The 21335-nt window shown below is 31.4% G+C and carries 17 protein-coding genes and 1 other RNA gene; 4 read left to right on the top strand and 14 right to left on the bottom strand.

The features are described from left to right. Positions 1 to 3 precede the first annotated feature (3 nt). The 3 genes from ACFQ1U_RS00860 to ACFQ1U_RS00850 all read left to right on the top strand — a co-directional run bounded on the left by ACFQ1U_RS00860 (position 4) and on the right by ACFQ1U_RS00850 (position 4187). A complete protein-coding gene (locus ACFQ1U_RS00860) occupies positions 4 to 1092 on the top strand; it encodes a glycosyltransferase family 4 protein (protein ID WP_386104330.1) in 1089 nt (362 codons plus the stop codon). After that, complete coding sequence (locus ACFQ1U_RS00855) at positions 1085 to 1819, top strand: SDR family NAD(P)-dependent oxidoreductase (protein WP_386104328.1); 735 nt, start codon at positions 1085 to 1087, stop codon at positions 1817 to 1819. The genes ACFQ1U_RS00860 and ACFQ1U_RS00855 overlap by 8 nt, the downstream gene beginning before the upstream one ends. 64 nt (positions 1820 to 1883) lie before the next feature. After that, positions 1884 to 4187 (top strand): DNA topoisomerase 3, encoded by a 2304-nt coding sequence (locus tag ACFQ1U_RS00850; RefSeq protein WP_386104326.1) that lies wholly within the window; start codon positions 1884 to 1886, stop codon positions 4185 to 4187. Here ACFQ1U_RS00850 and ACFQ1U_RS00845 read toward each other — a convergent pair. Further along, on the bottom strand, positions 4177 to 4851 hold the full coding sequence (locus ACFQ1U_RS00845; RefSeq protein WP_386104324.1) for a TrmH family RNA methyltransferase: 675 nt from the start codon (positions 4849 to 4851) through the stop codon (positions 4177 to 4179). The two genes, ACFQ1U_RS00850 and ACFQ1U_RS00845, sit on opposite strands and share 11 nt — an antisense overlap. Positions 4852 to 4886: 35 nt before the next feature. Between ACFQ1U_RS00845 and ACFQ1U_RS00840 the strand changes: the two genes are divergently transcribed. Then, positions 4887 to 5567: a Sir2 family NAD-dependent protein deacetylase gene (locus ACFQ1U_RS00840; RefSeq protein ID WP_386104322.1), complete on the top strand. Its 681-nt coding sequence runs from the start codon at positions 4887 to 4889 to the stop codon at positions 5565 to 5567. Here the strand turns inward: ACFQ1U_RS00840 and ACFQ1U_RS00835 are convergent. The 13 genes from ACFQ1U_RS00835 to ACFQ1U_RS00775 form a co-directional block, all read right to left on the bottom strand. Further along, complete coding sequence (locus ACFQ1U_RS00835) at positions 5560 to 5937, bottom strand: hypothetical protein (RefSeq protein ID WP_386104320.1); 378 nt, start codon at positions 5935 to 5937, stop codon at positions 5560 to 5562. The two genes, ACFQ1U_RS00840 and ACFQ1U_RS00835, sit on opposite strands and share 8 nt — an antisense overlap. 65 nt (positions 5938 to 6002) lie before the next feature. Then, positions 6003 to 6470 (bottom strand): DUF6495 family protein, encoded by a 468-nt coding sequence (locus ACFQ1U_RS00830; protein ID WP_386104318.1) that lies wholly within the window; start codon positions 6468 to 6470, stop codon positions 6003 to 6005. Continuing rightward, on the bottom strand, positions 6460 to 7140 hold the full coding sequence (locus tag ACFQ1U_RS00825) for a peptidoglycan DD-metalloendopeptidase family protein (protein WP_386104316.1): 681 nt from the start codon (positions 7138 to 7140) through the stop codon (positions 6460 to 6462). Before ACFQ1U_RS00825 ends, ACFQ1U_RS00830 begins: the two co-directional genes overlap by 11 nt. A gap of 69 nt (positions 7141 to 7209) precedes the next feature. Beyond that, positions 7210 to 8097: a hypothetical protein gene (locus ACFQ1U_RS00820; protein WP_386104314.1), complete on the bottom strand. Its 888-nt coding sequence runs from the start codon at positions 8095 to 8097 to the stop codon at positions 7210 to 7212. A 173-nt stretch (positions 8098 to 8270) separates the two neighbouring features. After that, positions 8271 to 8837 (bottom strand): Crp/Fnr family transcriptional regulator, encoded by a 567-nt coding sequence (locus ACFQ1U_RS00815; RefSeq protein ID WP_386104312.1) that lies wholly within the window; start codon positions 8835 to 8837, stop codon positions 8271 to 8273. 108 nt (positions 8838 to 8945) lie between these two features. Continuing rightward, the gene (locus ACFQ1U_RS00810; protein ID WP_386104310.1) at positions 8946 to 11213 is read right to left on the bottom strand and encodes an aconitate hydratase; all 2268 of its coding nucleotides are present in this window, start codon (positions 11211 to 11213) and stop codon (positions 8946 to 8948) included. A 184-nt stretch (positions 11214 to 11397) separates the two neighbouring features. Beyond that, positions 11398 to 14175 (bottom strand): bifunctional aconitate hydratase 2/2-methylisocitrate dehydratase, encoded by a 2778-nt coding sequence (locus ACFQ1U_RS00805; protein WP_386104308.1) that lies wholly within the window; start codon positions 14173 to 14175, stop codon positions 11398 to 11400. Positions 14176 to 14632: 457 nt separating this feature from the next. Then, positions 14633 to 14935, bottom strand: an RNA gene (gene rnpB / locus ACFQ1U_RS00800) — RNase P RNA component class A. A gap of 156 nt (positions 14936 to 15091) precedes the next feature. Further along, the gene (gene dnaJ, locus ACFQ1U_RS00795; RefSeq protein ID WP_386104306.1) at positions 15092 to 16213 is read right to left on the bottom strand and encodes a molecular chaperone DnaJ; all 1122 of its coding nucleotides are present in this window, start codon (positions 16211 to 16213) and stop codon (positions 15092 to 15094) included. A 77-nt stretch (positions 16214 to 16290) separates the two neighbouring features. Then, on the bottom strand, positions 16291 to 16866 hold the full coding sequence (locus ACFQ1U_RS00790; RefSeq protein WP_386104304.1) for a nucleotide exchange factor GrpE: 576 nt from the start codon (positions 16864 to 16866) through the stop codon (positions 16291 to 16293). Positions 16867 to 16970: 104 nt separating this feature from the next. Further along, on the bottom strand, positions 16971 to 18284 hold the full coding sequence (murA, locus tag ACFQ1U_RS00785; protein WP_386104302.1) for a UDP-N-acetylglucosamine 1-carboxyvinyltransferase: 1314 nt from the start codon (positions 18282 to 18284) through the stop codon (positions 16971 to 16973). Next, a complete protein-coding gene (locus tag ACFQ1U_RS00780; RefSeq protein WP_386104848.1) occupies positions 18285 to 18911 on the bottom strand; it encodes a DUF4290 domain-containing protein in 627 nt (208 codons plus the stop codon). A gap of 67 nt (positions 18912 to 18978) precedes the next feature. Then, positions 18979 to 21306, bottom strand: coding sequence for an ATP-dependent helicase (locus ACFQ1U_RS00775; RefSeq protein ID WP_386104300.1), 2328 nt, complete (start codon positions 21304 to 21306; stop codon positions 18979 to 18981). Positions 21307 to 21335 lie beyond the last annotated feature (29 nt).

Raw genomic sequence — 21335 nt, 5'->3', positions numbered from 1 at the left:
TTTATGAATGTACTATTTGTTATAAATGCTAGATTTTCTTTTTCTTCTCAAATAGCTCAATTAGCTTTAACCAAAGGATTAAAAAGTAAAGGTGTAAACATTACGGTAATGGGAAAGTTTGCTCCAGAAGTAATTGATTATTTTAAAAAAAATAATATTTCATATATAGAAATGTTTCCTTTAAAAAAAATCGATTATAACTTTATTAATAAGTTTGGTACTTATGTTGCGAATAACAATGTTGAAATCGTTCATTTTGTTAGTGGAAATTTTAGCAGAAGTGGACTTATAGCTCTTAAAAAATTACCTAATGTTAAAGTTGTAACTTATTTTGGTTCTATTAGCTTGCATTGGTATGATCCATCATCATATTTAACATACTTACACCCAAGAGTTAATAAAATAATTGGTAATAGCGATTATGTTTATGAGCATGTTAAAAAACAATTATTTTTTACAAATAAGAAAAAAGCAGCTCGAATTTTTAAAGGTTACAACCCAGATTGGTTCAGTAATGTTGTTCCTTTTGACTATTCAAAATTAGGAATATCTAAAAATAGTATAGTAGTCTGTTCTGTTAGCAATCACAGGAAAATAAAAGGAACTCGATACTTTTTAGAAGCTACTAATTATCTTGATACACAAAAAGAAGTACATTTTATTCTTATTGGTAGTAATACCGAAGATGATTCTTTAAAAAAATATATTAATTCTAGTAAAATATCAAAAAACATACATGTTTTAGGAAAAAGAGATGATGTTCCATCCTTGCTTGCTGGGGCCGACATATATGTTCAAACATCGTTAAGTGAAGGTTTTGGGAGAGCCATTAGTGAAGCTATGAGTGTTGGGAAGCCAATTGTTATGACAAATGCAGGAGGTTGTACAGAATTAATTGATAAGAATTCTGGAATTATAGTTCCGCTAAAAAATGCTAAAAAGGTTGGTGAAGCAATTTCAAAATTAACCAATGATGATTCTTTAAGAATTAAAATGGGACATAATGCTAAAGAGAGGATATCAACAGTTTATCATATTGATAAAACTACTGAGGATACTTACAAATTATATAACGACTTAATGAATGAGTAATATTTTAATTATAACTGGTGGTAGTAAAGGGATAGGAAAAGCAATTGCTGAATACTATTCTGTAAATAATTATAGAGTTTTTAGCATCTCAAGGTCTATAATTGATTCTCAAAACATTACTCAAATTAGTTCAGATTTATCTGATTATAAACAAGCAACACAAACTTTAAAAATGTTATTAGATGAAGTTAAAAAAGAATCTATTTCATCAATTACATTAATTAATAATGCAGGAAGATTAGGAGAAATATCTAATTTAGAAAATTTATCTTCAGAAGATATTAATCTTTCCATACAATTAAATACCACTACTCCGCTAATTCTATCAAGTATATTTATTAATACACTACAAAACTTAAATATTCCTAAAGAAATAATAAACATATCTTCAGGAGCAGCACTGAGTGCATACGCTGGTTGGAGTGTATATTGCTCTACCAAAGCAGCCTTAGATATGTTAACGAAAAGTATTTCAGAAGAACAAAAACATGTATTAAACGGTGTTAAATGCTATGGAATAAGACCTGGTGTTGTAGATACTAATATGCAAAATCAAATTAGAAATACTGATCAAAGTAATTTTAAAAGTGTTCAAAAGTTTATCGATTTAAAAGATACTAATAAATTATTCTCTCCAGGTTTTGTTGCTGAAACTATTTATAAACTTCAAACAACCAACCAACTTATTGATGGTGAAACTATTGATTTAAGAAATTTTGTTTCTTAAATATTATACACATTCTTCTTAAAAAATAAGAATTTTAGTATTTTCGGCCTCCTAATTATTGTGAATGAAAGTTTGTATAGCCGAAAAACCAAGTGTAGCAAGAGAAATTGCTAATATACTAGGAGCCAACACCAAAAGAGATGGATACTTTGAAGGTAATGGTTACGCGGTTACGTATACATTTGGCCATTTATGTACTTTATTAGAACCTAAAGATTACAAACCCCATTGGAAAAGTTGGGACTTAAACAATTTACCAATGCTTCCTGAAAGATTTGGGACTAAGGTTGTAAAAGACTCTGGAATTCAGAAACAGTTTTCAATAGTTAAAAGTTTATTTGAAAAAGCAGATGTTGTTATTAACTGCGGTGATGCTGGTCAAGAAGGAGAACTAATTCAACGTTGGGTTATAAATCAAGCTGGTTATCATGGTAAAGTTCAACGATTATGGATTTCATCACTTACAGAAGAAGCTATAAAAGAAGGTTTTGATAATTTGTATGATGATGAAAAGTATAACAATTTATACTACGCAGGCTATTCTCGTGCTATTGGTGACTGGTTATTAGGTTTAAATGCTACCAGATTATATACCGTAAAGTTTGGAGGCTATAAACAAGTTTTATCTATAGGTAGAGTTCAAACACCTACGCTAGCTATGTTAGTAGATAGATATAAAGAAATAAAAAACTTTACCCCTCAACCATATTGGGAACTACAAACTACCTACAGAAATACCATATTTAATTGTGAAGAAGGGCGTTTTTTAAAGAAAGATGAAGGCCAAGCTTTTGCAGATAAAGTAAAAGAAAGCGATTTTGAAATAGTATCTGTTACTAAGAAAAAAGGAAAAGAATACGCCCCTAAATTATTTGATTTAACTGGCTTACAAGTATATTGTAACAACAAATTTGGTTTTTCAGCAGATGAAACATTAAAAATTGTTCAGAAATTGTATGAAATGAAAGTAATAACATATCCTAGAGTTGATACTACATTTTTACCAAATGATATTTATCCAAAAGTTCCTGGTATACTTCAAAAGTTAACAAATTACGCAAGTTTAACTCAACCTTTATTAGGTAAGAAAATTAGAAAATCAACAAAGGTTTTTAATGATAAAAAAGTAACAGATCATCATGCTATAATTCCTACCGGAATTCAAACTAATTTACAGTACAATCAACAACAAGTTTATGATATCATTGTAAGACGTTTTATTGCTGTATTTTATCCAGACAGTGATATTTCCAACACCGCTGTAATTGGTAAAGCAGATAATGTATCTTTTAAAACTACAGGTAAGGAAATACTAACCAAAGGATGGCGAGTTGTTTTTGAAAATAACGACGAAACTAAAAAAAGTAAAGAGCAAAATGTATTACCTACCTTTACAAAAGGAGAAAAAGGTCCACATGAGCCCAGTTTTTTAGAAAAAGAAACAAAACCACCTCGAAATTATACAGAGGCTTCACTACTTCGTGCTATGGAAACTGCTGGTAAGCAGGTTGATGATGATGAAATGCGTGAATTAATGAAAGAAAATGGTATTGGTAGACCTTCAACACGTGCAAGTATTATAGAAACGTTATTTAAAAGAAAATATATTGAACGTCAAAAAAAATTAATTATTCCTACACAAACCGGTATAGATTTAATTGATTTGATAGATAATGAATTATTAAAATCTGCAGAATTAACAGGTTTGTGGGAAAAAAGATTAAAAGAAATTGAACGTGGAGAATATCATGCTTCAACTTTTATTAATCAAATGAAAAAAATGGTTGATCAACTTGTTTATGAGGTAAGATCAAGCCAAAAAACAATACGTTTATCTGCAGAAAAAGAAAAACAACAAATTTCATCAACCAACAAAAAGAAGAAAAAAACCTCTAAAAAAACTGTTGTAGGTAAAGAATGTCCAAAATGTAAAAAAGGTAATTTACTACAAGGAAACAGTGCTTATGGTTGCTCTAATTATAAAAATGGTTGCAATTTTACACTTCCTTTTTCATATTTAGATAAAAAAATATCTGAAAATCAATTAATTCGTTTACTTGAAAAAGGTTATACAACCAATTTAAAAAGTTTTAAACAGCATAATGATAAAGTAGAAGGTTTGATACGTTTTGATGATAATTTTAACCTTAAACTTGAAGAGAAAAAAACTAAAGTAAAAAAAGAAATTCCAGATACTTTAGCTTGTCCAAAATGTAAAAAAGGAACTGTTTTAAAGGGGAAATCAGCTTACGGTTGCTCAGAATTTAAATCTGGTTGTGATTTTGTTTTTGCTTTTGAAAACTTAAAAAAAATCGCCAATGGCGAAACATTGACGAAAGAGCTAGTGTATAAAATACTTACTTCTTAAGTTGTTTATGATAATACTCCGTTAGTTTATCTAAATTTTTAAGTGTTTTCTGAATCCATTCAGCATATAATTCTTGCTTTTCCACTGTAGATAATTTCCAATCAATGTCAGATTTTCTTAATCTGGTAGTTACATCTTGTAAAATAATAGCAACAGCAACAGAAATATTTAAACTTTCTGTAAATCCAACCATTGGTACTTTTAAAAAACCATCAGCATTTTCTTTTACATAGTCTGAAATTCCTTCCTTCTCTGCTCCAAATACAAACGCTGTTTTTTTAGAAATATCAAAATCAGGTAAAATACAAGAATCTGTGTGCGGTGTTGTTCCAATTATTTGATATCCTTTATCTTTTAACTCTTTAAAACAATCTTCAGTAGTTTCTCCATCAGATTTTTTACGATGAAATGTTAACCATTTTTGACTTCCTCTAGCCACATGTTTCGATACTTTACTAATAAATTTTTGTTCAATTGTATAAATATCTTGTACTCCAAAAATATCACAACTTCTTACAACTGCACTAGTATTGTGCGGTTGATAAGTGTCTTCTAGAACTACAGTAAAATGTCTTGTTCTTTGCTCTAAAACTTTATGAAACAGTTCTTTTCTATTATCTGTAACATATCCTTCTAAAAATTCTAATAATTCAGCATCAATCATATCACAAACATATAAAAAATATTAATTTTATAGACATGAAAAATTTAGTGGTTTTAACTGGTGCTGGAATAAGTGCCGAGAGCGGAATAAATACCTTTAGAGATGCTAATGGATTATGGGAAGGACATGATATTATGGAGGTTGCCTCACCAATAGGTTTTAAAAACAACCCTAAATTGGTTTTAGATTTTTACAATCAACGAAGGAGACAGTTACATGAGGTTTCTCCTAATAAAGCTCATATCAATCTAAAAAAACTAGAGCTGTACTATAATGTAAATATTGTTACTCAAAATGTAGATAATTTACACGAAAAAGCGGGATCTTCTAACATTATTCATTTACATGGTGAATTATTTAAAGCTAGAAGTACAGCTGATGATTCACTTATATATCATTGGGAAAAGGACATTAATATAGGAGATATTGCTGAAGACAAAGCACAATTAAGACCGCATATTGTATGGTTTGGAGAAAATGTTCCCGCGTTAGAAAATGCCATTAAAGTAGTTGAAAAAGCAGATATTTTGGTAATTATTGGTACATCAATGCAAGTTTATCCTGCGGCTAGTTTAATTAATTATACATCTCCAAATACACCAATTTATTTTATAGATCCTAAACCTATGGTAAATAAAAACGCCTTTAATAATTTAACAATTATTAAAGACGTTGCTAGTTTAGGTACAGACAAACTGCTAACAATGCTTACTTAACATAAGTAACCATTACATTGTCTGAGCTATTCATATCTTCTATTAGTTCAACAATTAACTTTTCTGAAGTTACTTCAATAATTTTATAAAAAATTGTTTGAGCTCCAGTTACTTTAATTAACTTTTTAGTATTGTCATAAGACCATGAAGAAGAAGAAACATCTCCAAAAACATTTTCTTCAGCTTTACCGTCTTTGTGATAAACGATCCATTCATCGTTTTTATCAGCAGACATTTCTGGTTGCTGCCCTTTTTCTTGAACAGATTCTACAAACCATTTACCTGAAGTCAATATTGTTTCAACGTCTTCTTGCGCATTAATTACTAAAGATGATAAACCAATAAATAATGTTACTAATATTTTTTTCATTTTCAAGAGGATTATTTACACCAAAAATATATAAAAACTTTTGGAATTACAGAAATTGTTAATAATTAAGTTAAAATTTTTTGAAAAAAAGTGAATAATTCACCTTTTGATATACTACTACCCTTTTCTATAAGGTCAAAGATCTCTAAATTACGTTCATTAGTATATGGCTTTTCTCCTGTTAAATATTCTATAGAATCATTATTAGGATTTTTTAATAACCATTCATATCCATTTTGTTCCATTAAATTAATGTTACTTGGTACTTTTATCACTAATCTGTTTATTGTATCGCTTTCACATTTGAATAAATTAACTGTGTTTGATGAAAAATGTTCTAAATAATTTACTTTACTTAATACATCATCCCAAACAACATCGCTAAAAACATTCATTTCTTCTTCAGCTACATGAGGTTTTTCTTTTTTTATTTGATTCCATTCTTTAACATCAATACTTTGTGAAGCTAAAAAACGAGCAAACTCTTCATGTAAACTTTCAAACTGTTCTTTAGTTAATTGTCTATATTTCATTTGGTAATTTTAATAGTAAATTTGGATCTGGACAATTTTCTTTATAAAAATCTAAATCTTTTTTTGAACAAACACCAGGATAATCTCCTTTTTTGCCTTGCATATCTTTTATTATTTGAAAATGTAAATGCGGTGCATAATCACCATTTACCAAATTCGTGCCAAGATATCCAATAACTTCACCTTTTTTTATTTTTTGACCTTCTGAAAGATTTTTTAGTGACTCTAAAGATAAATGTCCATACAATGAATAAAATTCAGTATCATTAATAGTGTGCTTTAAAATAATTGTTGGACCATAATCTCCAAAATTTTTATTGTTTTGAAAACTATGAATTTCTCCATCTAAGACCGCTAAAATAGGAGTATTTGCATCCACCCAAAAGTCCATACCCAAATGTATATTTCTTTCATCTTCTGTAGCGTTAAAATAGGAACTTCTTTTGTAAATATCTCTAACTTCTAAATAACCTCCATATGCTATTTTCTTATTTTTACCTTTTAAATAATAACTTAAATAATCTTCCCATGCCTTTGAAGAGGCAATATCAAAGCTTTCTAAATCTTTATTACTACTATTAATATTTATTGCTATATACTCTGCTAAAGGTATAGATGCATCTACCACAAATAATGGTGATGCGCTAATTGATTTTAAAAACATTTCCATAGTGTAAAAATAAAAAAAGCACAGCAATAATGCTGTGCTTACATTTCAAATAAATAGAAGACAATTAAATTATCTTAATACTGAACCAGAAATTGCTAATACTGGACCTGCGCTTAAATCTTGTACGGTATGAACTTCCGCATTCATTGGAACTGATCCTGCTAAAGGTTTTAATGTAAATGGAGCTGCACTATTGTCTGGATAAGGCTCTACAGAAATTACTACTGTTGCATTTCCTCTCAAATCTAAAGGAAATGATATTCCTGCTGCACTTCCCATTACATAATCTTCTCCCGGATAAGCTGGTCCGTTGTTAGTATCTCCTTTATATGGTGATGTTGCAGCATTATCATCTGCAGCTGATACACTGGTAAAAGTTCCAGTACTTACAGGTGTACCGTTTAAAACTACCCACCCTTCATATTTCCATCCATCAGGTAATGTAGGTAAAGATAAACCTGCTACTGGAGAAGCTCCCGAGTTATCTAAAAACCAAACGCCACTTGCTTCATTGGTATCATCCATATCTGTTGGCGTAGCTAAAATATATTTACCTGAAGCGTCATTGTAATCACCAACTAAATTTGATGATGAAACAGTAGCTGAATTTCCTGAAAAGTTTCCTGCTAATAATTTTGTGGCTGCTGGTGCTGGATCTGGATCAACAGCTGGCTCAATTGATAATACAAATGCTGTTGCCAATGCTAATTGATCTGCATATACAGGAAAAGATGTTTGAGATAAATTTCCTGAAGCATCTACTGTAAAAGTTCCTGTGGTTACAGGAGAACCATCTACCATAATCCAACCTTCATAAACATAATCTGGACCTAAATCTTCTAACCCTGAAATTGAAAGATTTAAATTTTCTTGTGATACACTTGTATTTTCATCATCACTACATGATGAAAAAACTATACTTGCCATGGTTAAAACACCTAAAAGAACTTTTTTCATTGTAATTATTATTAATATTATACCGCAAAGTTATTTTAGGAAAACACAATAAAATGTCAGCTAGCTTACACTTATGCTATTTTTTTTAATAAAACAATTTCATTTCTATTAAAATCTATGATGTTTTCTTGTTTTAATTCATTTAATAAAGAATTTAAAGTAGGACGAGAAGTTCAAATTAATGAAGCAATGTCTTTTTGTGTATAAGGATGTTTTATTATATGATTTCCTTTTTCGCATTCATATCCATAATCTTCACATAATTCGTTTAAGAACTCTACCAAACGAGTACGGGTATCTTTAAATAATAGTAATTGAAGTCTTCTTTCCAATCGTTTAATTCGTAAACCTATAAACTTGTATATTTTAAAGCTTACAGAAACATTATCTCTCATTAAAGACAACATAGTATCAATAGAAACTGGACATATACTTGTTGTGTTATCTATAGATTGTGCAAATTCATTTCTGGTTTGTTCTCCTAAAATAGCTTTTTCACCAAAAATTTCTCCTTTAGTCAAAATAGCTTTTATTACTTCATCACCATTCTCAGTATAATAACCTATTTTAACCTTTCCTTTATCTATTAAATAAATTTTATTTGCTGCATCTTGTTCAAAATAAATATAATCACTCTTTTTATACATATCTATATCATGCGTTTTTTTGTAAGCAGGATATTTATGTGGACATAGTATTTTAAACAAATTAACATCTTCGAAATACCATAATGCGCTCATAGTTTTAGGGTGTTTTTTTATAAAGTCTTGAAAAGATATTAATCATTACAAAAAAACTCCAGAATTTCTTCTGGAGTTTTTAACATTGTATAATTTTAAAACGTACTATTAAGCGTTTTGTTTTTTAATTAAATTTAATGCTGAACCTTCTTTATACCATTCTATTTGTCCGGCATTATAGGTATGATTAGCTTTTATAACATTTTTTGAACCATCAGCATGAACAACTTCTATAGTTAATTGTTTATTTGGTGCAAATTGATCTAAATCTAAAAAGTTAAAAGTATCATCTTCTTGAATTAAATCATAATCACTTTCATTATCAAATGTTAAGCCTAACATTCCTTGTTTTTTAAGGTTTGTTTCATGAATACGTGCAAAAGATTTTACTAAAACAGCAACAACCCCTAAGTGGCGAGGTTCCATAGCAGCATGCTCACGTGAAGACCCTTCTCCGTAGTTGTGATCTCCAACTACAATAGTAGGAATTCCTTTTGCTTTGTATGCTCTTTGCGTTTTTGGTACTGCATCATATTCACCTGTCAACTGACTTTTCACAAAGTTAGTTTGCATATTAAATGCATTAACAGCTCCTATTAAACAATTATTAGAAATATTATCTAAATGACCACGATAACGTAACCAAGGACCTGCCATTGAAATATGATCTGTAGTACATTTTCCATGTGCTTTAATTAGAAGTTTAGCTCCTTTAATTTCATCACCAATTGGCTCAAAAGGAGTTAATAATTCTAAGCGTTCTGAATTTGGATCTACAACTACTTCAACACCACTTCCATCTTCAACTGGTGCTAAGTATCCATTTTCTTTAACTTCAAAACCTTTTGGCGGTAATTCCCAACCAGTTGGTTCATCTAACATTACTTCTTCTCCGTTTTCATTAATTAATTTATCAGTAATCGGATTAAAGTCTAATCGCCCAGCAATAGCAATCGCAGCTACCATTTCTGGAGAAGCTACAAAAGCATGTGTGTTTGGATTACCATCGGCTCTTTTCGCAAAGTTTCTGTTAAACGAGTGGACGATACTATTTTTTGGTGCATTTTTTGGATCTTTATAACGAGCCCATTGACCGATACATGGACCACATGCATTCGTAAAAATTGTAGCATCTAATTTTTCAAAAACTTCTAAAATACCATCTCTATCCGCTGTATATCTAACTTGTTCAGATCCTGGATTAATTCCAAACTCTGCTTTTGTTTTTAATCCTTTATCTATTGCTTGTTGTGCAATTGATGCAGCACGGGATAAATCTTCATAAGAAGAGTTTGTACATGAACCTATTAATCCCCATTCTACTTTTAAAGGCCAATCATTAGCGTTTGCTTTTTCAGTCATTTCTGGTCCAGCTGGAGTAGATAAATCTGGAGTAAAAGGTCCGTTTAATAATGGTTGTAACTCCGATAAATTAATTTCGATTACTTGGTCAAAATATTGTTCAGGATTAGCATATACTTCTGCATCAGCAGTTAAGTATTCTTTAATTTTATTAGCCTCATCAGCAACGTCGGAACGATCTGTTGCACGTAAATAACGTTCCATTGATTCATCATAACCAAATGTAGAAGTGGTTGCTCCAATTTCTGCACCCATATTACAAATAGTTCCTTTACCTGTACATGACATTGATGTAGCTCCAGGTCCAAAATATTCTACAATAGCTCCAGTTCCACCTTTTACTGTTAGAATTTCAGCTACTTTTAAAATTACATCTTTTGGTGCCGTCCAACCAGATAAAGTACCTGTTAATTTAACTCCAATTAATTTAGGAAATTTTAATTCCCACGGCATTCCTGCCATAACATCTACAGCATCTGCTCCACCAACACCAATTGCAACCATTCCTAATCCTCCAGCATTTACAGTATGAGAATCTGTACCAATCATCATTCCGCCAGGGAATGCATAATTTTCTAAAACTACTTGGTGAATAATACCTGCTCCAGGTTTCCAGAAACCAATTCCATATTTATTAGAAACAGATTCTAAAAAATTGAATACCTCATTACTGATGTTTAATGCATTTTGTAAATCTGTACTTGCTCCTTCTTTAGCTTGAATTAAGTGATCACAATGAACCGTAGTAGGAACAGCAACTTTTGTTTTCCCTGCTTGCATAAACTGTAACAAAGCCATTTGTGCTGTTGCATCTTGACAAGCTACTCTATCTGGAGCAAAATCTACATAATCTTTACCTCGCTGGTACGCTTGTGTAGGTTTTCCGTCCCAAAGATGGGTATATAAAATTTTCTCTGCTAAGGTTAAAGGTTTACCTGTAATTTCACGAGCTGCATCTACTCGTTCTACTACTTTACTGTAAACCTGTTTAATCATTTCAATATCAAAAGCCATATAGTGTAAGTTTTTGTTTGTTCACGAATTTACCAAAAAAAAATAGCATAAAAATATGTTCACTATTTAAATATAATGAGTATAAATAAGTTTTTTCTATTAATTATTCTTTTTTGATTAATACATAAAAAAAGCCCTAACAAACAATGTTTGTTAGGGCTTTAAATTATAACTAATGTATTAATTACATTACTAATTGCTTTGTGGATGGTTTGAATTTAGTTAAAACAATGCCTTCAACAGCAGCCTGATACTCTTCTAAAGTTGGAGTTCTACCTAAAATTGTAGATAATACTACAACTGGAGTAGAAGATAATAATGACTCTCCTTTTTTACCTTCAGCGTCTCTAACCACGCGACCTTGGAATAAACGTGTAGATGTTGCCATAACAGTATCTCCTGGTTCTGCTTTTTCTTGGTTACCCATACATAAATTACATCCAGGACGCTCTAAGTATAACATATTCTCATACTTTGTACGTGCTAATCCTTTTGGAGCACTATCATCAAATTCGAAACCTGAGTATTTTTGTAAAATTTCCCAATCTCCTTCTTCTTTCAACTCATCAACAATATTATATGTTGGAGGTGCAACTACTAAAGGAGCTTTAAACTCTACTTTACCTTGTTGCGCTTCGATGTTCTTTAACATCTGAGCTAAAATTTGCATATCTCCTTTATGAATCATACATGATCCAATAAAACCTAAATCAACTTTCTTAGTTCCACCATAATAAGATAATGGATTAATACAATCGTGAGTATAACGCTTAGATACATCCTCGTTGTGTACATCTGGATCAGCGATCATTGGCTCAACAATCTTATCTAGGTCAATAATAACTTCTTGATAATATTTTGCATCAGCATCAGGTTTTAACGCTGATTTTTTTCCTGATTTAATATCAGCGATACGTTTATTCGCTTTATCAACTAATCCTTTAAGATCTTGTTTTGGATTATCCATTCCCTTATCGATCATAATTTGAATACGATCTCTAGAAATTTCTAATGATTCTATTAAAGTATCATCTTCTGAAATACAGATAGATGCTTTGGCTTTCATCTCAGCAGTCCAATCTGTAAAAGTAAAGGCTTGATCTGAAGTTAACGTTCCGATGTGTACCTCAATTATTCTACCTTGGAATACGTTTTCTCCTTCAAACTGATCTAACATTTGCTCTTGAGTAGCATGTACTACATCACGGAAATCCATGTAAGGCTTCATTTCACCTTTAAAAGTAACTTTTACAGACTCTGGAATAGGCATAGTAGCTTCACCGGTAGCTAAAGCTAGAGCAACTGTTCCTGAATCCGCTCCAAAAGCAACACCTTTTGCCATACGTGTATGAGAATCTCCTCCTATAATTACATCCCAATCATCAACAGCAAGATCATTTAATACTTTATGAATTACATCGGTCATTGGATGGTATTTTCCTTTAGGATCACGTCCAGTAACTAATCCGAAGTCGTTCATGAATTTCATTAAACGTGGAATGTTAGCTTTAGACTTATCATCCCATACAGAAGCTGTGTGACATCCTGACTGATAACCTGCATCAACAATAGGAGAAATAACTGTAGCAGCCATCATCTCTAATTCTTGTGAAGTCATTAATCCTGTAGTATCCTGAGATCCTACAATGTTTACTTCAACTCTTACGTTTGAACCTGCGTGTAATGTTTTACCTGGAGTAGTACCTACTGCATTTCTATTAAAAATTTTCTCAACTGCAGTTAAACCTTGACCTTCAATAGATACTTCTTTTGCAGGTGCATAAACTTGAGGAACATCAATTCCTAAAACCTTACAAGCAAATGTTTGTAATTTTTTACCAAAAACAACAGCATAAGAACCACCAGCTTTGATAAATTCCATTTTTGGAGGTGTTAATGCTGTAGAAATATCTTTTACAGCTTTTCCGTCTTTATATAATTTTTTCTCTTTAGTATTTATTGTAAGTACAGTTCCTGTAGCTACAGAATACTCTTCTTTTAATATTGGATCACCATCTTCATCAACAATAGTATTACCATCAGCATCTTTTTGCTTAACCCAATTTTTTAAATCGATTCCAATACCTCCTGTTACTCCAACAGTTGTTAAGAAAATTGGTGCAATACCATTAGTACCTGCAATTACAGGAGCAATATTAATAAATGGTACATATGGACTTGAAGGAATACCTGTCCATAAAGCCACGTTATTTACACCCGACATACGAGAAGAACCAACTCCCATTGTTCCTTTCTCAGCAATTAACATCACTCGCTTATCAGGGTGTTGTTTTTTTAATGCTAATAATTCTTGTTGCATTTCTTTATTATGCTCAAACATAGACTGTCCGTGTAACTCACGATCAGATCTTGAATGCGCATCTGCACCTGGAGATAATAAATCCGTAGAAATATCACCTACTCCAGCAACAAAAGTTACTACTTTAATTTCTTCTTCTACCTCAGGCAACTTAGTAAAGAATTCTGCCTTAGCATAGCTTTCTATTAATTCTTTAGCAATAGCATCTCCTTCATTGTATGCCTTTTCTAATCGTTCTGTATCTGCTTCGTATAAGAAAACTTGAGTTTTCAAAACTTTTGCAGCTTCAGCGGCAATACCAGCATCATTTCCAAGAGCTAAATCTAATAAGACTTCAACAGATGGACCACCTTTCATATGGCCTAATTGTTCAAAAGCAAAAGCAGGTGTAATTTCTTCTACAACAGTTTCTCCAAGTATTATTTCTTTTAAAAACTTTGCTTTTACTCCAGCTGCACTTGTAGTACCTGGTAATGTGTTATAAATAAAAAAGTTTAAAGAATCTTTACGATGCTCGTTGTTTACATCTTTTATTTGTGCTATAATTTCGTTTAATAATTCTGCACCATCAATTGGTTTTGGATGTAGACCTTGAAGTTTACGAGCTTCAATTTCTTTAAGGTAGTCTTTGTAAGTGTTCATAAAATAGAAATCTTTCAATTTTAAAAAGCTATACAAACTGTGGTTGAATAACTTTATGTGTTGTAACTATATTATTTATAACTGATTAAATTTCAGTTATTAAAATCACAAAATAAAACAGTGATTAACTATCTCACTATGAAAAAGTATCTTGTATACTATTGAAAATAATGAACTTGAAACCTTAATACTAAATGTATATCGTTTTGTTTAAAAAAACGATTTCGTATGTGGTATAGTTTGTTTAGAATTTTGTGCTGCGAATTTACTGTTTTTTAAGCACTTTTAAAAGATAAATAACATACACTCAAAATTAATGCATTATATTTTTTTAGAACTTAAATTTATAAGAAATCAATAAAAAAAGAATAAATAAAAAGTGTTTAATTGTTAAATTGACAATTTATATCAATAATAAAAATAACTTTTTGAACTGAATTATAGTAAAGTATGAATAAAAAAAGGTAGATCAATAAGCCGGATTCTGTAACTTTAAAAAAGCTCTTATCATTTATCTAGTTCCGAAATTACTCTCGGAATCAAGCTGTCTACCCCTTAGAATCGTACGAGCAGTACTCAAGTTCTAATATACGTGACATTTCACCGCATAGAGTTTACCTGATTTCACTACAGCATTACCTGTACATCCTTTCTGTTGCACTTGTCCTCAGATTACTCTGGACGGATGTTATCCGCTATGCTTACTCTATGGTGTCCGGACTTTCCTCCAAAAAAATTGGCGATAAGATAGATCTACCTTAACATATATAACAATTAAATCATGTTCATAAAAAAACCCACTCAGTGACTGAGTGGGAAAATTGCTATGAAAAAGAAAAAGTGTTACTAGACGTCTCTAATAACACTACAAAGATACAACATATTTTTAGTTTACAACAAAAAAAATATTTTTTTTTTACGAAAACATATCTTTTACTTTTTCGAAGAATGATTTATCACTCTTTTGTGGGTTTGGACTAAAGTTATCATCATTCATCATTTTCTCAAAAAACTGCTTTTGTTCTTTAGACAACTCTTGTGGAGTCCATACGTTTATGTGGATTAAGAAATCTCCTGAACCATAACGTTCTATGCTAGGTAAACCTTTACCTTTTAATCGTAATATCTTACCAGATTGTGTACCTGGTTCAATTTTTATTTTAACTTTTCCTGTAACAGTTTCAATTTCTTTAGAGGTACCTAATACTGCTTCAGAAAAGTTTACATACAAATCATAATGGATATTGCTTCCCTCTCTTTTTAAAGTTTCATGAGGCAATTCTTCTATTAAAACTAATAAATCTCCCGGAATAGCGTTTTTACCTGGAGCTTCACTACCCTTACCTCCTACTTTTAACTGCACACCTTCCGTTACTCCTTCAGGAATATTAATAGATACAGTTTCTTCTTTCACTACCATTCCTTGAGCGTCTGCTCCAGATGGTTTACTATCTAGCATTTCTCCGGCTCCTTGACAAGTACTACAAGTAGTAGCTGTTTGCATTCTACCTAAAATGGTATTTGTAACTCGCATTTGTTGTCCAGAACCGTTACAAGTTGTACAAGTTTTATAGGTTACTCCATCTGCTTGAACTTTTCTTCTAACTTTAACCTTCTTTTCAACACCATTGGCAATATCTTCAAGGGTTAACTTCACACGAATACGTAGATTACTTCCTTTTACTCGGGCTTGACGCTGACCACCAAATCCGCCACCGAAACCACCACCAAAGGCACCTCCGAAAATATCTCCGAATTGGCTAAAGATGTCATCCATATTCATACCTCCGCCACCAAAACCACCTTGCCCACCTTCAAAGGCTGCATGACCAAATTGGTCATAACGGGCTTTCTTCTGGTCATCACTTAAAACTTCATAAGCCTCTGCACATAATTTAAACTTCTCTTCAGCCTCTTTATCTCCTGGATTTTTATCTGGATGATATTGAACCGCTTTTTTACGATAAGCTTTTTTAATCTCTGCTGGTGTTGCGGATTTAGATATTCCTAATATTTCGTAATAATCTTGTTTTGCCATTGTATTCTATTATCAATTAACATATTTCAATTATCTAAACTATATAAATAATTGCTTTTGTTGATTGTTATCTTAATTTATGATTGTCCAACTACAACTTTTGGGTGACGAATTATTTTGTCTCCTAATTTGTATCCTTTCTCTACACAATCAATTATTTTTCCTTTTAAATCTTCTGAAGGTGCTGGTATTTGTGTAATAGCGTCATGCGTTTCAGCATCAAAATTATCACCAGCATTTACTTCTATTGCCGATAGACCTTTGCCTTCTAAAGTCTTTAATAATTTTTGATAAATTAATAATACACCTTTTCTAAGTTCTTCCGCTTCTTTATCATCTTCAATATGTGTCAGTGCACGCTCGAAATCATCTAAAACTGGCAGTAAAACTGTCATTAATTCTTGGTTTGCCGTTTTAAATAATTCTATTCTTTCTTTACTAGTTCGCTTCTTATAATTTTCGAATTCTGCAAACAAGCGTAGAAATTTATCTTTTTCTGCAGCTAACAGGTCTTCTGTTGAAGGTTTAGCTTCTTCTTTTTTATCTTTAGAATTATCAGAAACTTCTTGATTTTCTTGTGTTAACTCATCTAAGTTTCCTTTTTCAATATTATCTTTTAATTCGTCTTCTTTGGTGTATTGATCTTTACTCATTGTAAATTCTTCTTAACATTTTCGTTTATTTATTAGCAAGAATATTGCCAATAAAAAAATAGTGCCAACTTGACACTATTCTTCAACATATTTATATATAATTTTTAATCTTGAATTCTTTCAATTTTAGCCCCAATGGCTTGCAATCTTTCAACAATACGCTCGTAACCTCTATCAATTTGTTCTATGTTATTGATGATACTTGTGCCTTTTGCAGATAATGCTGCAATTAACAAAGATATTCCTGCGCGAATATCAGGAGAAGTCATTTTTGTAGCTTTTAATTGTGATTGACGATCATGACCAATTACTGTAGCTCTATGTGGATCACATAAAATTACCTTAGCTCCCATATCTATTAGTTTGTCTACAAAGAATAAACGACTTTCAAACATTTTTTGATGAATTAACACCGTTCCTTTTGCTTGGGTTGCAACTACTAAAACTATACTTAAAAGATCTGGAGTAAATCCAGGCCATGGTGCATCTGCTACAGTTAATACTGAACCGTCAATGTAATTTTGAATTTCATAACTATCTTGCTCAGGAATATAAATATCGTCTCCTTGCTTTTGTAACTGAATTCCTAATTTTCTGAAAACATCTGGAATTTGACCTAAATCTTTCCAGCTTACATCTTTAATAGTAATTTCTGATTGTGTCATAGCAGCTAAACCTATCCAACTACCAATCTCAATCATATCTGGTAAAATTCTGTGAGTACATCCTTTTAAAGAGGTAACCCCTTCAATAGTTAATAAGTTAGAACCTACTCCAGAAATTTTGGCTCCCATGCTATTTAGCATTTTACTTAATTGCTGAATGTATGGCTCACAAGCTGCATTGTATATTGTAGTAGTACCTTTTGCTAATACAGCTGCCATAATAATGTTGGCTGTACCTGTTACAGAAGCTTCATCTAACAACATATCTGTACCTGTTAAACCATCTTCTGCTTCTACACCATAAAAATACTCTTCTTTATTGTAGCGGAACTTAGCACCTAAGTTTATAAAACCTTCAAAATGTGTATCTAATCTTCTTCTACCAATTTTATCACCTCCTGGACGCGGAATATATCCTCTACCAAAACGAGCTAATAATGGACCAACTATCATTATTGATCCTCTTAAAGAACTTCCGTCTCTTTTAAATTCGGCACTTTCTAAATAGTTAAGATTGATATCATCTGCTTGGAAAGAGTAAGAATTTGCACTTAACTTGTCAATTTTAACTCCTAATTCACCTAGGATGAAAATTAGTTTGTTAACATCAATAATATCTGGAATGTTTTCTATAATTACTTTTTCTGGAGTTAATAAAACTGCACACAGTATTTGTAATGCTTCGTTTTTTGCTCCTTGAGGTGTAATAATCCCTTTTAGTTTATGACCACCTTCTATTTTAAATGATGCCATTTATTTTCTTCTAGTTTTCGTGTTTTTGTTTGTTTTTTTCTTTCCTTGGTTACTTCTATTTCTTAGTAAACTTTTAGCATCTGTAAGTTCATCTTCTGTTCCTCTTAAATCAAATTTCCCATCAGAAAGTTCATACAAATGCTCATAAATTACAGCATCTTCAACTGTATCTTTATTCCAGTTTAAATAACATTTTTTCATGTGGTTAGCAATAGTATATACTAATGCTTCTTTTAAATCACCATCTTCCCAAGTAAGTGCTATATCTATCATACCTTGAATGTTAGTACCGTAAAAACGATACTTTGAGGCTGCTTTTGGGTATGGTAAACGCTCAGGCTTCTCTTGTAATTCTTCTTTAGATGGTGTTTCATAAGGAGAATCTACATCTAAATTAAAATCAGACATAATATGTAATTGATCCCATAGTTTATGTTTGAAGTCTGGTACATCACGTAAATGAGGTTGTAAATTACCCATTACGTCAATAATTGCCTGTGCCATGGTATTTCTTTCTTCTTTTGTAGGTAAAGAAACACAATGATCTACAAGCTTTTGTATATGTCTTCCATATTCAGGAATAATCAATAAAGGTCTTTCTGAGTTGTATTCTAAATCAAACGACATGTTCATTTTCAATATTTATTTGTTGCAAAATAGTGATTAATTTTAGTTATCAAAGGATATTTAATAATTATCCTATGACTTTTAATTTTGCAAATTGTAACAATAATTTCTTTTTACCTACGGTGGCGAATTGTATTTCTGCTTTTTTATTAGGTCCTTTTCCTTCTAAAGCTAATACTTCACCAGCTCCAAACCTGTTATGTTCCACCATATTTCCAACAGCTATATCACCATCAAATAAATTTACATTAGTATTTGTGTCGGAAACCTTTTTCATTTTACTTTTGGGCGGAATTAAAGATGTGGTTTGTTTCTTTTTTAAAAACTCTTGACGCTTTTTTTGTACTGGTTTTTGAAATCTGATTTTTTTAGGAGCATCATCAAATAAATCGGCATCTATAAATCTATTAACGCTTGGTTCTGGCATTTTTGGGGTTAAATACTCCAAATATTGATCATCAATTTCTTCTAAAAATCGGCTTGGTTCACCATCTGTTAACTTACCCCACCTATAACGAGTTTGTGCGTATGTTAAGTATGCTTGCTTTTCTGCACGAGTTAAGGCTACATAAAACAACCTACGCTCTTCTTCTAACTCACTTCTGGTATTCATACTCATAGCAGAGGGAAATAAACTTTCTTCTAAACCAACAATATAAACATAAGGAAACTCAAGTCCTTTTGATTGGTGAATACTCATTAGGGCAACTCTTGGTACATCTCCGTTTTTATCAGAATCAAAATCTGTTGCCAAAGCTACATCTTCCAAAAATGAGGTTAAAGAAGCGTCTTCACCTGTTTCTATTTTATCGGTAATAAAATCTTTTATTCCGTTTAATAACTCTTGAACGTTCTCTACTTTATTAACTCCTTCTGGTGTTCCGTCTTTTTGTAAATCTTTAACTAAAAGAGTTTGTTTTACCACTAAATCGGCAATTTCATATGCATTCTTCGTTTTTGTTTCTATTTGAAAACGATGAATCATATTGGCAAAATTTTGCATTTTAACCTTAATTCCACCATTAACTTTAACATCATAAAACTCTATATTAGATATGATTTCAAAGATGCTTTTATTGTAATGATTTGCTGCAATAGTTATTTTATCTATAGTGGTAGCACCAATACCTCTTGCTGGATAATTAATAACTCTTTTTAAAGCTTCTTCATCACTCGGATTTACAATTAGGCGTAAGTACGATAGTAAATCTTTAATTTCTTTACGTTGGTAAAATGAAATACCTCCGTAAATTTTATAATCAATATTTTTCTTTCGTAATGAATCTTCTATGGCTCTCGACTGTGAATTTGTTCTATATAAAACAGCAAAAGCATCTGCTTTTAACTGATGATTCATCATATTTTCCCATATAGATTGTGCTACAAACCTACCTTCTTCTCCATCAGAAATGGTTCGCATAACTTTTATGCTACCACCAGCATCATTAGCCGTCCAAACTTCTTTATCTAACTTCGTTTTATTATTAGCTATTACAGAATTTGCAGCATTTACAATATTACTGGTAGATCGGTAATTTTGCTCTAACTTAAAAGTTTTTACATCTGGATAATCTTTTTGAAAATTTAAAATATTATTGATGTTTGCGCCACGGAAACTATAAATACTTTGCGAGTCATCTCCTACTACACATATATTCTGAAAACGATCTGCTAAAGCTCTTACTATAATATATTGAGAATGGTTAGTATCTTGATACTCATCTACCATAACATATCTAAAACGGTCTTGGTATTTAGCTAACACATCTGGAAAACGAGCTAATAATTCATTTGTTCTTAGCAATAAATCATCAAAATCCATTGCACCAGACTTAAAACACCTGTCAACATATTCTTTATAAATATCCCCTACTCTAGGTCTGCTAGCCATCAAATCAGCTTCTTGTAAGTCTGAATTATTAAAATAAGCTCTAACCGTAATTAAGCTGTTTTTAAAAGAGGATATTCTACTAAGTATTTGCTTAGGCTTATACCTATCTTTATCCAAATTCATTTCCTTTATTATGGAGGTGATTAACCTAACAGCGTCCTGAGTATCATAAATGGTAAAATTTGATGGATATCCTAATTTATCTGCCTCAGATCTTAAAATTCTTGCAAACACAGAGTGAAAAGTACCCATCCATAAGTTTTTAGCTTCACTATGTCCAACTACGCTTGCAATCCTTTCTTTCATTTCTCTCGCAGCTTTGTTAGTAAAAGTCAACGATAAAATGTTAAAAGCGTCAACTCCTTGCTGCATTAAATGCGCAATTCTATAAGTTAACACTCTAGTTTTTCCCGATCCTGCTCCTGCAATAATGATCATTGGACCATCTTTTTGCATTACTGCTGCTCTCTGTGGTTCGTTAAGTTGTTCTAAATAAGTACTCAATGGAATAAAAATTGAAAGTATTTTAAATC

The sequence above is a fragment of the Tenacibaculum geojense genome (assembly GCF_042676005.1).
Lineage (GTDB): Bacteria > Bacteroidota > Bacteroidia > Flavobacteriales > Flavobacteriaceae > Polaribacter > Polaribacter geojense.
Note: the sequence above shows the minus strand (reverse complement) of the source record. Positions and strands in the feature narration are given on the sequence as shown.

Coding starts and splice junctions, on each gene's coding strand:
- ACFQ1U_RS00860 (WP_386104330.1), top strand. CDS start 4: ATGAATGTACTATTTGTTATAAATGCTAGATTTTCTTTTTCTTCTCAA.
- ACFQ1U_RS00855 (WP_386104328.1), top strand. CDS start 1,085: ATGAGTAATATTTTAATTATAACTGGTGGTAGTAAAGGGATAGGAAAA.
- ACFQ1U_RS00850 (WP_386104326.1), top strand. CDS start 1,884: ATGAAAGTTTGTATAGCCGAAAAACCAAGTGTAGCAAGAGAAATTGCT.
- ACFQ1U_RS00845 (WP_386104324.1), bottom strand. CDS start 4,851: ATGATTGATGCTGAATTATTAGAATTTTTAGAAGGATATGTTACAGAT.
- ACFQ1U_RS00840 (WP_386104322.1), top strand. CDS start 4,887: ATGAAAAATTTAGTGGTTTTAACTGGTGCTGGAATAAGTGCCGAGAGC.
- ACFQ1U_RS00835 (WP_386104320.1), bottom strand. CDS start 5,937: ATGAAAAAAATATTAGTAACATTATTTATTGGTTTATCATCTTTAGTA.
- ACFQ1U_RS00830 (WP_386104318.1), bottom strand. CDS start 6,470: ATGAAATATAGACAATTAACTAAAGAACAGTTTGAAAGTTTACATGAA.
- ACFQ1U_RS00825 (WP_386104316.1), bottom strand. CDS start 7,140: ATGGAAATGTTTTTAAAATCAATTAGCGCATCACCATTATTTGTGGTA.
- ACFQ1U_RS00820 (WP_386104314.1), bottom strand. CDS start 8,097: ATGAAAAAAGTTCTTTTAGGTGTTTTAACCATGGCAAGTATAGTTTTT.
- ACFQ1U_RS00815 (WP_386104312.1), bottom strand. CDS start 8,837: ATGAGCGCATTATGGTATTTCGAAGATGTTAATTTGTTTAAAATACTA.
- ACFQ1U_RS00810 (WP_386104310.1), bottom strand. CDS start 11,213: ATGGCTTTTGATATTGAAATGATTAAACAGGTTTACAGTAAAGTAGTA.
- ACFQ1U_RS00805 (WP_386104308.1), bottom strand. CDS start 14,175: ATGAACACTTACAAAGACTACCTTAAAGAAATTGAAGCTCGTAAACTT.
- dnaJ (WP_386104306.1), bottom strand. CDS start 16,213: ATGGCAAAACAAGATTATTACGAAATATTAGGAATATCTAAATCCGCA.
- ACFQ1U_RS00790 (WP_386104304.1), bottom strand. CDS start 16,866: ATGAGTAAAGATCAATACACCAAAGAAGACGAATTAAAAGATAATATT.
- murA (WP_386104302.1), bottom strand. CDS start 18,284: ATGGCATCATTTAAAATAGAAGGTGGTCATAAACTAAAAGGGATTATT.
- ACFQ1U_RS00780 (WP_386104848.1), bottom strand. CDS start 18,911: ATGTCGTTTGATTTAGAATACAACTCAGAAAGACCTTTATTGATTATT.